Consider the following 12,575-nt stretch of genomic DNA (forward strand, 5'->3'; position numbering starts at 1 on the left):
TTCCTATCAGGGATGGTTGGCGACGTTGTTGGGCAGGTTAGCGGCCGGCGAGGGATCCGCCGATGCCGCCGACGCTGAAGTACTTGTTCAGGGTGGCGAAGACGATGACGGGCGGGAGCATCATGACCACGGCAAGGGCCATCACGGACGTCCAGTCCGTGGCGTTCTGCTGGAAGAAGGACTGCACGCCCATGGGAAGGGTGAAGATTTCGTTGGAGCGCAGGAACACGATGGCTACCAGGTAGTCGTTCCAGGCCAGGAGGAAGGCGAAGATCGCGGTGGAGAGCACGCCCGGGAGGGAGTTGCGCAGCACCACCTTGGTGAAGGAGCCGAAGACTGAGCAGCCGTCGATCCAGGACGCCTCTTCCAGGCTGATGGGGATGGAGTCGAAGTAGGCGGCCATCATCCAGGTGGCAACGGTCATGGTGGAGCCCACGTAAATGATGGTCAGGCCCATGAGGTTGTCCACCAGGCCCATCCCTGCGAACAGGATGAACAGCGGCACCACGGAGGTGATGATGGGCAGGGACTGCATGACGAACAGGAGCAGCGAGTAGCCGGAGACTGCCTTGGAACGGCCGCGGGACAGGACATAGCCGGCCGGGGCGGCCACCGCCACGGACACCAGCACGGTTGCCAGTGTGGTGATGAGGCTGTTCTTGAGCCAGGTGGCGGCGAGGGTCTTGGAGAAGACGTTGCTGAGGTTCTCGAAGGTCAGGCCGGTGGCGGTGCTGTTCGGTCCGGGGGTGAAGGCCAGGATCACGGTGACCAGGATGGGAACCAGCACAACGGCGGTGATGGCGAGGATCAGGACGAACCGCCACCAACGGCCGCGCATGCCGGCTTCGGACAGCACCCTGCGTGGTTTGCCCTCCTCGATTCCGAGTGCGGGGCCGGATTCCGGGTGGGCGTGGAGGACTGCACTCATTATTCGACGCTCGACTTTCGGATCTGGCGGTACAGGATGACGGAGATGACCACCAGGGTCATGGTCATGAGGAAGGCGATGGCCACACCGGGGCCGGTAGCGAAGTCCTGGAAGACGGTGCGGTAGGCCAGGACCACCAACGAGGTGGTGGCGCTGACGGGTCCGCCGCCGGTGAGCAGGTAAATGGTGGGGAAGTCGTTGACGCAGAAGATGGTCATCAGGATCCAGCTGATGTACGTGGACCGGGCGATCAGCGGCAGGGTGATCTGGGTGAACTGCTGCCAGCGGCTGGCACCGTCCATGCTGGCTGCCTCGTAGACGGTTTCATCCACCGAGGCCAGCGCTGCGGAGGTCATCATCATCATGAAGGGGAAAGACACCCAGACCTTGAACACCATCACCGTGATGGAGGCAAGGGTGGGATCGGCCAGGAACAGCGGGGTGCCCAGTCCGAGGTTGCGGAACATGGAGGGGATAAGGCTGTCCGGGGTGGCCACCAGCCAGTTCCAGGCCGTGGAGGAGACCACGATGGGCACCACCCAAGGCAGGAGCAGGAGGACCTTGAACGTGTTGCCGGCGGGAATCTTGGTGCGCAGGAGCAGCGCCAGGCCCAGCCCCACCAGCCAGGAGCCAAAGACACCCACGATGGTGAACCAGAGGGTGAACTGGGCTGCTTTCCAGAAGGCCGGCGAGGTCAGGACGGTGGCGAAGTTTTCCCCGCCGATGAAGTTTCCGGTCTGCAGCAGGTTCCCGTCATGGGTGGCCTGGACGGCCGCGTAAACCAGCGGGTAGCCGTGGATGAGGACGAGCAGGACGACGGACGGGAGCAGGAGCCAGAAGAACGTCCTGGTGGCCTGTGCGGAGAGCTTGCTCTTGCGTTTCCCGGGAAGCGTCCCGGACCCGCCGGGGGCGACTCCCCGGCGGGCCCGGGCCAGGCCGGACTGTGCGGTGGTACTGGACATGACGGGCCCTGTCCTACTTCTTCAGGACGGACTCGAGGCCGGACTGGAAGGCCTGAAGTGCGGACTTGGCGTCTGACTTGCCGGTGATGATGGTCTGGCTGAACTGGTTCAGTGCCTGCCCGCCGTCGAGCGCTGCGAGGTTGGCGTTCAGGGTGTTGCCCTGCGAGGCGAAGGTCTTCGCGATCGGCTGCCAGTCCTTGACGATCTTGACGTTGTTGGGATCGTCGGCGAATTCGGGCATCTCGGTGATGGACTTGAAGACCGGGAGGGCGGACATGAGCTTCTTCTGCCAGAGCTGCTTGAGCTGGCCCAGGTAGTAGACCAGGAATTCCTCGGAGGCGTCCTGCGACGGGGTGTTGGTGTACATCATGATGTTGTTCGGGAACACGAGGGTGGCCTTGTCGCCGTGCGGTCCGGTGATGGGATCCGCCACGAGCAGGTCGCCGGAGGTATCGCCTACGCGCTGCGGGACGTTGACCTGGAAGAGACCGTAGCCGGCCTTGCCGTCCTTCCACTGTGCTGACATGTTGTCCGTGGTGTAGCTGACGGCGGCCGGGTCGATGATGCCGTTGGACACCAGTTCCAGGACGAACTCCATGGCCTCGACGTTGCGGTCATTCATCAGGTCCAGCTCGCCGTCCTTGTTCCAGACGCCGCCGCCGTTGTTGACCATCATCATGATCATGGAGTGGTTGGCGTAGTTGTTGCCTGCGCCTGCACCGGTGGTGAAGCCGAAGGCGCCCACCTTCTTCAGTGCCTTGCCCGCTTCCAGCAGGGACGGCCAGTCCGTGGGCAGGGCAACGTTGGCCTTCTCGAACAGGGACTTGCGGTACCAGAAGACGCGCATGTCCAGCTGCCACGGGACCGCCACGTAGCCCTTGTCTGACTTGAACGGGTCCAGCACGCCCGGAAGAAAATCGTCGAATTGGCCATTGGACTTGAGCTTGTCGATGACCTTGTCTGCGTAGGCAATCTGGCCCTGCTGCTCGAACTGGAACGCCTGGAAGCCGCCGCCGGTGGACACTGCCGGGCCCGTCTTGGAGGCAATGGCGGAGGAGAAGGTCTGGTAGAAGTTGGCCCACTGGATGATCTGGTAGGACGCCTTGCCGCCGTTCGCCCCGGAGAAGCCTTCTGCAATGCCCTTGGCGGCGTCGTTGTACGCGGGCGTGGCCCACGGCATGTCCCAGAATTTGATGGTTCCCGCGGCGCCTCCTCCGCCGCCCTGGCTTGCCGATCCTCCGCCGCAGGCCGCCAGCAGGGGAACGGATGCGGCCGCTGCTGTCAGGCCCAGGAAGCCGCGGCGGGAGAAGGAACGGTTCTGGTGGGTGTTTGCGTTCATGGTGTGTCCTTTCGGGACCGCCGCGCGCTGCGTTGTGGTGCGGTCCTGCTCATCGTTGAGAGTGGAGGTGGGACTGGACTGCTGGTTGGTTGCGTATTGAAAGGGCTTGTTACGTGTCAGCGAAGGTTGCGTAGAGGTCGGTCAGCCGGGCGAACCGGGTGAGGTCGTCCGGCCGGGTGCCGGCTGTGAGGTGTTCCTTGAGGCGGCGCCACGCAGTCCGGTGGGCTGATTCATACAGGGTGGGCAGCAAAAGTCCGCCGTGCGGCCCGGTGATCCGGACTTCGGCGGGCCAGGCAGCAGCCGGCTCGGGCAGCCGGACGCTGACGCCGCCGTCGGCCGTGTACAGCCGAATGTCGACGCCGGCGGGACGGGCCGCGGTCAGCACGCCGTGGGCGGACATCGGGGCGCCGTTGGCGAGCCGTCCGCTGAACGTGTAACCGGTGGCCCCGCTCTGAAGCAGGGACACGGCGTGGAGCGTTCCGGTCACTTCCAAGAGTGCGGCGAGGTGCTCTCCGAGGAGCCGCTGCGGGTCCGTGCCGGGTGCCGCCGTGGCGACACTGTCCAGCATGGCCGCCGTGCCCAGCGCGCTCCGGAATGCCTCCCGGGCGTCCGGGCCGCCGTCCGGCGAGACCAGCGCCGGGTTGGAGGCCCAGCGCAGGTCGAGGACGACGGCGGTGCCCGCGGCTTCGGCGGCAGCGGACAGCTGGGAGGTGTCCTCGGGGACGGGGTTGACCACCAGGACGCCGCGGCTACCGGCTTCGATGGCGTGCAGGGCCTCGGCGGTCCAGCCCGGTCCGCCGTCGATGGCGGCGACGTCAGGGGTGGCGGCAGCGCCTGCCGCCGGGCCGAAGGTTGCCGGCAGTGACGCCATCGCCAGGGCGACTGCGCCGGCTTCCTCGGCGCCGGGGGTTGCCGTAACGGAGTAGGTGGCGCTCATGCTGACGCTCCTGCGGTTGCGGCAATTCCGGCAGGGTGGCTGGCATGGTCTGCGGAGACACTGTTCACGGTGGCGTCCGCGATGGCCAGGGCGAAGGTGAGGTCATCAATCAGGGTCTGCGCGGACGGCGGCTGTTTGGTTCCGCGCGCCAGTTCTGCCAGTTCGCGCCACTCGCCTTCGTAGCCGTTGTGGCTGTAGGGGCCGAGGGTGGTGGATTCGGTGCCCCGGCTGAAAGTGGCGGTGGCGGAACCCGCCTGAACGTAGGAGGGAGTGAAATCGATACGCAGAGCGCTGTGGTCGGCAATGGCCTCGAAGCTCCACTCAGGCTGCCAGGTGCTGTTCATGGCGGCACGCAGTTCGATGGTGCGCGTGGGAGTGCGCAGTGAGATGGCGTAGCCGAAGGGCTGGACGTGACGGGCCTGCAGCACCCGGATGTCGTTGAAGTCCGGGGTGAACCGGCGGACCAGGGGGAGGTCGTGGATGGCGAGCCCCATGATCCCGCCCTGCATCATGGATTTGATGACGTCGATGTCTGAGTAGTCCGTTGTGCCGGCGGCGGGGCGCGACACAATCTCCGTGGCGAAGTCTTCGAAGCGGGCGTTGGGCGGAAGCACGATGGAGGAGCGGATGGTGTGTGCCGTCTCCGGCAGGTCATCCCAGTGCCCTTCTGCTGCGAGCCAGCCCGGATCGAAGGTGTGCATGGCACCCACCACGATGGGAACACCCGTTTCGGCGCTGACCTCGGAGATGCGGGCGGCCTCTTCGGCGTTCATGGCGAACGGCTTTTCGCACAGGACGGCTTTCTTGCCGGCGCGGCAGGCGGCGATGACTTGGTCTGCGTGGAACTGGTGCGGGCTGCAGATGGCAACGATGTCCACGGCGTCGTCCCCGAGCAAGGCGTCCATGCTGGTGCTGGAGGCGGCACCGACGCGCGTGGCGACGGATGTGGCCACAGCCTCATCTACATCCATGATGTGGCGTACTTCGAGGATGTCGCGGAGCCGGGCGAGGGCGGGAAGGTGGATGGCCTGGGTGACAGGACCGGCGCCCAGGATGCCTACCCCCAGGGGTGTTTCGGCGGGCGTTGTCTGGCTTGGCAAGTCGGTTACCTCTTTGTAGGCGGACTCGGGTTCGGAGGCTGATCGATGCCGTCGATCTGCTGTATCGGCGGGGATGATGTGCTCCTCGTCACAACCTAGGACGACTTCTGACGAGAGTCAAGCAAAAGTTGTTTGCGACAAATCAATCTTCTGCATTCGTGACAGTGTCAAGTGGCCGTGTTATGACTTGTACATGACTCCAGCCTCAGGAAAATTGCCTGCAAGGGATGCCGACGCCGGCAACCTTTCGCGCGCTGGTGACCTTTTCCAGCTTCTTCGCGACGGCCAGGCGCGCACCCGTGCCGAGCTGGCCCTTACCACCGGGCTTGCCAGGTCCACCGTGGCGTCACGCATTGACGCACTCATCGGCTCCGGGCTTGTGGGCCCGGCCGGCGAGGCGAATTCGAGTGGCGGCAGGCCGCCGTCGCGCTTTGCCTTTAAGCCCGAGGCCCGCGTGGTGCTGGCGGTCGACGTCGGCGCCACCCACGTGATTGTTGCCGTCACCGACCTGGGCGGCAGCATCCTCGGCGAACGCCGGTTTGCGCAGGAGGTAGCGGACGGCCCGGCTGTTGTCCTGGGCCGCGTGATCGCCGCCGGCAAGGAACTCCTGGCCGAATCGGGACGAGAGTTGGGCGACCTCGCCGGCGTCGGCATCGGACTGCCGGGCCCGGTTGAACATGACACCGGCCGCCCCGTCAAGCCGCCCATCATGCCCGGCTGGGACGGGTTCGACGTCGTTCCGTACGTCCAGCGGCAGCTGCCGGTTCCCGTGCTGGTGGATAACGACGTGAACATCATGGCGCTCGGCGAACGCACCGCGCACTGGCCCGAACACGAGAACTTCCTCTTCATCAAGGTGGCCACGGGAATCGGGGCCGGTATCATCAGCAGCGGCGAGCTGCAGCGCGGCGCCAACGGTACCGCCGGCGACCTTGGCCACGTCCGCGTCCCACGCGGCGACGACGTGCTGTGCCGCTGCGGCAACTACGGGTGCCTGGAGGCGCTCGCGTCAGGTCCCGCCGTCGCGCACCAGCTCCGGTCCCACGGGCTGGAAGCCAAAACGGGCGGCGACGTCCTGCGGCTGGTGGCCGAAGGGAACCTGCAGGCCATCCAGGCGCTTCGCCAGGCCGGCCGGGACGTCGGGGACGTACTGGCCACCGTGGTCAACCTGCTGAATCCGTCCATGATCGTGATCGGCGGGAGCGTGGGGGAGGCCGGCGAACACCTCGTGGCCGGTATCCGCGAAGTGGTGTACAGGCGGTCGCTGCCGCTGGCCACCACGCACCTGCGCATCGGCATTTCCATGGCTGGCGGCCAGGCGGCGATCCTGGGGGCCAGCCAGATGGTCACCCAGCACGTGCTTTCCCCCGCAGTCATCGAAGCCACCCTCGCCGGCAACGCCATCGCCGGTTAGGCCGGAGGCTGGACCGCCCGGCCCGATGGATCACTGGGTGGCCGCCCGGCCCGCCGAAAAAGATCAGCCGGGCGGCTTGAGGAGGACGTCGATGAAGGTGGCGAGCCCGTCCGCCATGTCCACGTCCTTGTCATAGAGCCACTGCAGTTGCAGCCCGTCGGATACCGCCACCACCAGCCTGGCCAGATCCGTGGCGGAAACATCGGACCTGACCCCGCCGGCCGCCTGCCGTTCCAGGATGTCGTCCTCCAGGGAGCGGACCACGGCGGCGAACCTCTCCTGGAAGTAGCCGTGGGAATCATGCCCGGGGTTGCTGGCCGTCGCGGAGGCCACCGCGTAGAGCGTGGTGAGCCCCGGCTGTGTCCGGTTCCTGGCGGCAATCGGGGCCATCAGTGCCAGCCCGGACTCCTTCGCCGGGGTGTCTGCAAGCCCGCGCCTGTCCCGCTCAGCCAGGACTGCGGTCAGCAGTTCCTGCTTTCCGCTGAAGTAGTGGAACAGGGTGGCCTCTTTGACGCCCACCAGCTCTGCCACCCGCTTGAGCGCGGTGCCCTCAAAGCCGTCGGTGGCGAAGACGTCGGTTGCGGTCTGGATGATCTGTTCGCGGCGTTCCGCTCCCTTGGCGTACGGTCCGCGCGGCTTGTTCGGGGTCACGGAAGCCAGTGTATTTCACTCCGCCCAGCGAAAGCCTAGTCATACTCGGTTTTTACCGCTACGATCTTTCCACTACCCGAAGGAGCCCCTGTGAACCCCACTTTGCCCGCCGCCGCCACCGTTCAAGCCGCCGTTCCAGCTGCCGGCTCCCCGGATGCCGAAGCCCGGATCAGGGACCTCGCGGAAAGCCTCACCCTGGAGCAGCAGGTCCAGCTGCTCACCGGCGCGGACGTCTGGTCAACTCACGCCCTTCCCGCCATAGGGCTGTCCCGCGTAGTGATGTCGGATGGCCCCGCCGGCGTCCGCGGCGAGGACTTCGATGAGCGGCACGACTCGGTCTCGCTGCCGTCGTCGTCCGCCCTGTCCGCCACCTGGAGCGTCAGCCTGGCCCGCCGCTACGGCCAGGTCCTGGGCCAGGAAGCCCGGCGCAAAGGCGTCCACGCAGTGCTTGGCCCCACCATCAACCTGCACCGCTCCCCGCTGGGCGGCAGGCACTTTGAATGCATGAGCGAGGACCCCCGGCTGACGGCCACCATCGCTGCCGGATACGTGGCCGGTGTGCAGTCCATGGGAGTCGGGGCCACCCCCAAGCACTACCTCGCGAACGAAGCCGAAACCGACCGCTTCACCGCCGACTCCGTGGTGGACGTGCGGCCCCTGCGGGAGCTCTACCTGGCAGCCTTCGAGGACGCCGTGACCGAGGCCCGGGCCTGGCTGGTGATGAGCTCCTACAACTCCATCAACGGCACCACCGCCAGCGAAAACGACCTCCTCGAGACCCCGCTGTCCACCGAGTGGGGCTTCGACGGCGTCGTGGTGTCCGACTGGACAGGAGTCCGCTCCGTTGACGCCACCAACGCCCACCAGGACCTGGAAATGCCGGGACCCGTGGGTCACTGGGGACCCAAGTTGCTTGCCGCCGTCGAGGACGGCCGCGTCAGCCGCACCGCCATCCTGGACAAAGTGGTCCGCATCCTCCGACTGGCCGCCCGCGTAGGTTCGCTCGACGGCGTCAGCCCCGCCGTCACGGAACTGCCGGCACCCCTCAACGACGCCGCCGTCGCCCGCGAAGTGGCCGTCCGTGGCGCTGTCCTGGTCCGGAACCGGGGCGGCCTGCTGCCCTTGGACCCGGCAGCACTGGCCAGCGTGGCCGTGAGCGGCCACAACGCAGAGGAAGCCCGGACCCAGGGCGGCGGCAGCGCCACCGTCATGCCCAAGCAGACCATCTCGCCGCTGGACGGCCTCCGCGAGGCCCTGCCCGCCGGCGTCGCCGTCTCCTACCACCGCGGCGCGAAGGTGGCCGAGGGCCTGCAGGCCTTCCCGCGGACCTCCCTCCATAACCCGGTGTCCAACGTCCCCGGCCTGCGCGTCACGTTCCTGTCAGCTGACGGCACGGAACTTTCCGGCGAGGACCGGCTGGCATCCCACCTGATCTGGTTCGGGATCGGCATCCCCGCGGGCTCTGCCGCCATCCGGATGGAAACAGACTGGACGGCACCCTCCGCCGGCACGCACCACCTTGGCGTGGGTACCGTGGGCAGGATCAGCCTCTCACTCCGCGGTGATGAGGTGTTCAGCGGGGACATCGAGGACGATACCGACGTCCTCGGCGCGGCACTCTTCGATCCGCCCAAGACCGTCCACGCCATCGAAACCGAGGCAGGTGAGCGCGTCCGGATCGAGGCACTCTTCGAACTGCCCGCGGAGCAGGCCATCCCGTTCACCGCCATCCTGCTCGGTGAGGAAACCGTGGTGGCGGACCCGCAGGCTGAGATCGACGCCGCGGCGGAGGCAGCAAGGGCGGCGGACGTTGCAGTAGTGGTGGTGGGCACCAGCGCCGCCATCGAGTCCGAAGGCTTTGACCGTAAGGACCTCGACCTTCCCGGCCACCAGAACCGGCTGGTCGAAGCGGTGGCCGCGGCGAATCCGCGCACCGTGGTGGTGGTGAACTCCGGCTCGCCGGTGCTCATGCCGTGGCTGGACCGGGTGGATGCGGTGCTGCTGGGCTGGTTCGGGGGACAGGAATTCGGCCGTGCCATCGCGGACATCCTGCTCGGTGCCGAGGAACCGGGCGGCCGGCTGCCCACCACCTGGCCGGCAGCCCTGGCGGACGTCCCGGTGCTGGACACCGTCCCCGTGGACGGCAAGGTGGTCTATTCCGAGGGCATTCATGTGGGCTACCGGGCCTGGCTGAAGCAGCAGGCCGCCGGCGGCGCTGCCCCGGCGCTGCCGTTCGGCTACGGGCTGGGCTACACCACCTTCGAACTCTGCACGCCGCACGCCTCCCAGGCGGTTCCCGCCGGCAAGGACGTGGTGGTGCACGTCCCGGTCCGCAACACCGGCACGCGGGCCGGCCGCGAGGTGGTGCAGGTATACCTCGAACGCCCGGAGTCAGCGGTGGAGCGGCCCGTGCGCTGGCTCGCCGGCTATGCCGGAACGCATCTGGCCGCCGGCGGGACGGACAGCGTTGAGGTCAGGATTCCTGCGCGCGCCTTCGCCCATTACGACGGCGGCTGGCAGGTTGAGCCGGGAACGTTCCGGATCCTGGTTGGCCGGCATTCGGCGGACGACTTTCAGGCGCTGGACATCGACGTGCGCTAGGAAACGCCCCGTCAGTGCCGCGGTTCGAGCGCGAGCTTGAGCCCGAAACCCACCAGGACGGTTCCGGTGATCCGGTCGATCACCCGGACGCTGCGGGGGCCGTTGAGCCACTTGGACGCGTAACCGGCGCCGAAGATCAGCCCGGCGAACCACACCATGGTCAGGACGCAGTGGACGCCCGCCAGCAGGACGCCCATCAGCAGCGGGGAACTGCCCTGCGGGATGAACTGCGGGATGGTGGCGATGTAGAAGACCCCCACTTTGGGGTTGAGCAGGTTGGTGCCGGTACCGGTGAGCCAGCCCGTGACGAGCTGCCGGCCGCTGGCGTTGCCCTTCGCAGCGCCGGCGGCTTTGCCGTCCCAGGTCCCGCCCGCAGGTCCGCCCGTGCCGGCCCTCATGGAGGCCGCAGCGGCGGCCGGTCCCGCCTTCCGGCTCTTCCAGAGCAGGGACGCACCAAGCCACACCATGTACGCCGCGCCGGCCAGCGTGAGGGCCTGATAGGCGAAGTGTGAGGCGGCGAGCAGGGCGGATACCCCCACGGCGGCGGCGATGCCCCATGCCATCGCTCCGGTGCTGATGCCCACGGCCGTGGAGAACGCGTAGGCCCGGGACCTGGTGAGGGATGAACGGAGCACCAGCGCCGTGTCAATGCCCGGAACCAGCGTCAGCAGCCCGGCAACCACGGCGAAGGAAAGCACAGCCTGGGTGATGGTCACCAGGTAAGGATAGGGGTGGCTGCGGGTTCCCCTAAACCTGCGGTCCGAACCTCCCACTACGGCTTTCGGGTCGTATTCTTAGAGGAGGTTTTGCAGTGGGCCGCAGCTTTTCAACCCTAGGCGTGGAATATGGCCGCTGAACCCTCGGGGCAGGTTGGCTGGGGACCGCTTCCATCGCCCCCGGAGCCCGTTTTCGACAGCAAGGACGTCGAGAACTATCTCTGGGAAGTCACCCATGAGTTCATGCATGACGTCAAGGGTGAACAGCGCGGCATTGGCTGGGCGGCCACCCTCTTCCGGCTGGGAAAATCCCACACCCTCGCGGCGAGCACCGAGCAGGCGCGCGAGGCGGACCGCGAGCAGTGTTCGTTCGCGGACGGGCCCGTCATGGAAGCCATGCGGACCGGCGAGTTCGTCCTTCTCTCCGACCTCAGCCGGGACTGGCGCTGGCCCGGATACTCCAGTGCCGCCGCGGCGCACGGCGTGCAGTCCCTGCTGTCCGCGCCCATCGCCTCCGAAGGCGGGGCGAGTGCCGCCATCAACCTTTACGCGGCCGCCGCGCATACCTTCACCAGCGACGACCTTGTCCGCTGCCGCACGTACGTCCACCAGGTGGCCCGGGCGCTGCGCGTGGTGGTGCGCGTCGGTGAACGTGCCGAAGCCACGGCGGGCATCGCCGTCGTGCAAAGCTCGCTGGTGCTGGTGGACCTGGCCGTCCGCAGCCTCATGAACGAGTACGGGCTGAGCCGCGAGGGCGCGCTGAGGTTCCTGCAGACCCAGGCGGTCCACCACGAACTGGACCTCCGGGACGCGGCGCTCAACGTCGTCGCGCCCAACGCCGGGATGGGACGTCCCGGTCCGGCGCCGGCGGCACCTGCGCCGGAGACGTACGACGGCGTCACGGGCTTCCCGCCTGCGCCGGCGGCCGAGCTGGGGCACGCCTCACAAGGCGCCCCTAGGGCGGGCGCTGCAAGGAAGCAGCGCCCGCGTCCAACCGCGGGAAGGAGAACGGCATGATCACCGACGATCGTGGACTGAACAGGACCGGCGGGGGCCAGGTGCTGCATCCCTGGCACCGTTTCGTCGCTCTGGGGGACTCCTACACCGAAGGCATCGGCGATCCCGAACCACGCAGCCTGGGCGGTTTGCGCGGCTGGGCGGACCGGGCGGCGGAGGAACTCAGCGACGGGCAGCCGGACTTCGCCTACGCCAACCTGGCCGTCCGGGGACTGCTGCTGCGGCAGATCCTGGACCGTCAGCTGGCACCCGCGCTTGCCCTGAAACCTGACCTGATCGCCATGTCGGGCGGCGGGAACGACATCCTCTTCAAGCGCGGCAACCCGGACAGACTGGCCGAAAAGCTGGACGCCGCCGTCGGGGTGCTGTCCGCCACCGGCGCCACCGTCCTCCTCTATGCCGGGCCGGACTGGGGCAACACGCCCGTTTTCAGTACTATCCGCGGCAAGGTGGCTGTCTACAACGAGAACATCCACACCATCGGTGCCAGGCACCACTGCGTCATGGTGGATCTCTGGTGCCTGCCCGAACTCCAGCACGCTTCCATGTGGGACCCGGACCGGCTGCACCTTTCCCCGCTGGGCCACCACGCGGTTGCCGTGGCCACGCTCAACGCATTGGGCGTCCCGCACACGCTGGAGCCCTTCCAGCCCAAACCTCTCCCGGACCAGGGCTGGAAGCGCGCGCGGGCAGAGGACCTGGTGTGGGCGCGGCAGTACTTCGTCCCCTGGATCCTGCGGCGGATCCTGCATCCTGAGGACGAATCGCTGACCGCCAAGCGCCCGCTGCCCGGGCCCATCTTCGGGCTGGGCCGGCCGGGACCGTTCCCGCCCGGCCATCCCGTGGCGGGCCTGAACCACGGCATGTCGGGCGGCCCGGCGCCGCAGGGGCAGGCCGCCTAGCTTGCGGT

The 12,575-nt window shown here is 67.5% G+C and carries 11 protein-coding genes; 4 read left to right on the top strand and 7 right to left on the bottom strand.

The features are described 5' to 3' along the window. Nucleotides 1-37 precede the first annotated feature (37 nt). The 5 genes from ACP3TD_RS01960 to ACP3TD_RS01980 form a co-directional block, all read right to left on the bottom strand. The gene (locus tag ACP3TD_RS01960) at nt 38-928 is read right to left on the bottom strand and encodes a carbohydrate ABC transporter permease (RefSeq protein WP_426765106.1); all 891 of its coding nucleotides are present in this window, start codon (nt 926-928) and stop codon (nt 38-40) included. After that, the gene (locus tag ACP3TD_RS01965) at nt 928-1,890 is read right to left on the bottom strand and encodes a carbohydrate ABC transporter permease (protein ID WP_426765107.1); all 963 of its coding nucleotides are present in this window, start codon (nt 1,888-1,890) and stop codon (nt 928-930) included. The genes ACP3TD_RS01960 and ACP3TD_RS01965 overlap by 1 nt, the downstream gene beginning before the upstream one ends. 13 nt (nt 1,891-1,903) lie before the next feature. Further along, nucleotides 1,904-3,229, bottom strand: a complete 1,326-nt coding sequence (locus ACP3TD_RS01970; protein ID WP_426765108.1) for an ABC transporter substrate-binding protein — start codon at nt 3,227-3,229, stop codon at nt 1,904-1,906. A gap of 109 nt (nt 3,230-3,338) precedes the next feature. Further along, nucleotides 3,339-4,166, bottom strand: coding sequence for a hypothetical protein (locus ACP3TD_RS01975; RefSeq protein WP_426765109.1), 828 nt, complete (start codon nt 4,164-4,166; stop codon nt 3,339-3,341). Beyond that, nucleotides 4,163-5,266, bottom strand: a complete 1,104-nt coding sequence (locus ACP3TD_RS01980) for a Gfo/Idh/MocA family protein (protein ID WP_426765110.1) — start codon at nt 5,264-5,266, stop codon at nt 4,163-4,165. Before ACP3TD_RS01980 ends, ACP3TD_RS01975 begins: the two co-directional genes overlap by 4 nt. 193 nt (nt 5,267-5,459) lie before the next feature. On the opposite strand from ACP3TD_RS01980, the gene ACP3TD_RS01985 reads away from it, so the two are divergent. Next, nucleotides 5,460-6,680, top strand: a complete 1,221-nt coding sequence (locus ACP3TD_RS01985) for an ROK family protein (protein ID WP_426765111.1) — start codon at nt 5,460-5,462, stop codon at nt 6,678-6,680. Between the two features lie 63 nt (nt 6,681-6,743). Here ACP3TD_RS01985 and ACP3TD_RS01990 read toward each other — a convergent pair whose 3' ends face one another. After that, nucleotides 6,744-7,331 carry a TetR/AcrR family transcriptional regulator gene (locus tag ACP3TD_RS01990; protein WP_426765112.1) on the bottom strand — a complete coding sequence of 196 codons (588 nt, stop codon included), beginning with the start codon at nt 7,329-7,331 and terminating at the stop codon, nt 6,744-6,746. 90 nt (nt 7,332-7,421) lie between these two features. Here ACP3TD_RS01990 and ACP3TD_RS01995 point away from each other — a divergent pair, with 90 nt between their 5' ends. Next, on the top strand, nt 7,422-9,932 hold the full coding sequence (locus ACP3TD_RS01995; RefSeq protein ID WP_426765113.1) for a beta-glucosidase: 2,511 nt from the start codon (nt 7,422-7,424) through the stop codon (nt 9,930-9,932). Between the two features lie 11 nt (nt 9,933-9,943). Here the strand turns inward: ACP3TD_RS01995 and ACP3TD_RS02000 are convergent, their stop codons facing one another. Next, nucleotides 9,944-10,648, bottom strand: coding sequence for a LysE family translocator (locus tag ACP3TD_RS02000; RefSeq protein ID WP_426765114.1), 705 nt, complete (start codon nt 10,646-10,648; stop codon nt 9,944-9,946). A 129-nt stretch (nt 10,649-10,777) separates the two neighbouring features. On the opposite strand from ACP3TD_RS02000, the gene ACP3TD_RS02005 reads away from it, so the two are divergent. Further along, complete coding sequence (locus tag ACP3TD_RS02005; protein ID WP_426765115.1) at nt 10,778-11,665, top strand: GAF domain-containing protein; 888 nt, start codon at nt 10,778-10,780, stop codon at nt 11,663-11,665. After that, nucleotides 11,662-12,567, top strand: coding sequence for an SGNH/GDSL hydrolase family protein (locus ACP3TD_RS02010; RefSeq protein WP_426765116.1), 906 nt, complete (start codon nt 11,662-11,664; stop codon nt 12,565-12,567). The genes ACP3TD_RS02005 and ACP3TD_RS02010 overlap by 4 nt, the downstream gene beginning before the upstream one ends. Nucleotides 12,568-12,575: the final 8 nt, after the last annotated feature.

The sequence above is a fragment of the Pseudarthrobacter sp. 1G09 genome (assembly GCF_050038305.1).
Taxonomy (GTDB): domain Bacteria; phylum Actinomycetota; class Actinomycetes; order Actinomycetales; family Micrococcaceae; genus Arthrobacter; species Arthrobacter equi.

Bases quoted from the DNA above. Each gene is read 5' to 3' on its own strand.
- ACP3TD_RS01960 (WP_426765106.1), bottom strand. From the start codon at position 928: ATGAGTGCAGTCCTCCACGCCCACCCGGAATCCGGCCCCGCACTCGGA.
- ACP3TD_RS01965 (WP_426765107.1), bottom strand. From the start codon at position 1,890: ATGTCCAGTACCACCGCACAGTCCGGCCTGGCCCGGGCCCGCCGGGGA.
- ACP3TD_RS01970 (WP_426765108.1), bottom strand. From the start codon at position 3,229: ATGAACGCAAACACCCACCAGAACCGTTCCTTCTCCCGCCGCGGCTTC.
- ACP3TD_RS01975 (WP_426765109.1), bottom strand. From the start codon at position 4,166: ATGAGCGCCACCTACTCCGTTACGGCAACCCCCGGCGCCGAGGAAGCC.
- ACP3TD_RS01985 (WP_426765111.1), top strand. From the start codon at position 5,460: ATGACTCCAGCCTCAGGAAAATTGCCTGCAAGGGATGCCGACGCCGGC.
- ACP3TD_RS02005 (WP_426765115.1), top strand. From the start codon at position 10,778: ATGGCCGCTGAACCCTCGGGGCAGGTTGGCTGGGGACCGCTTCCATCG.
- ACP3TD_RS02010 (WP_426765116.1), top strand. From the start codon at position 11,662: ATGATCACCGACGATCGTGGACTGAACAGGACCGGCGGGGGCCAGGTG.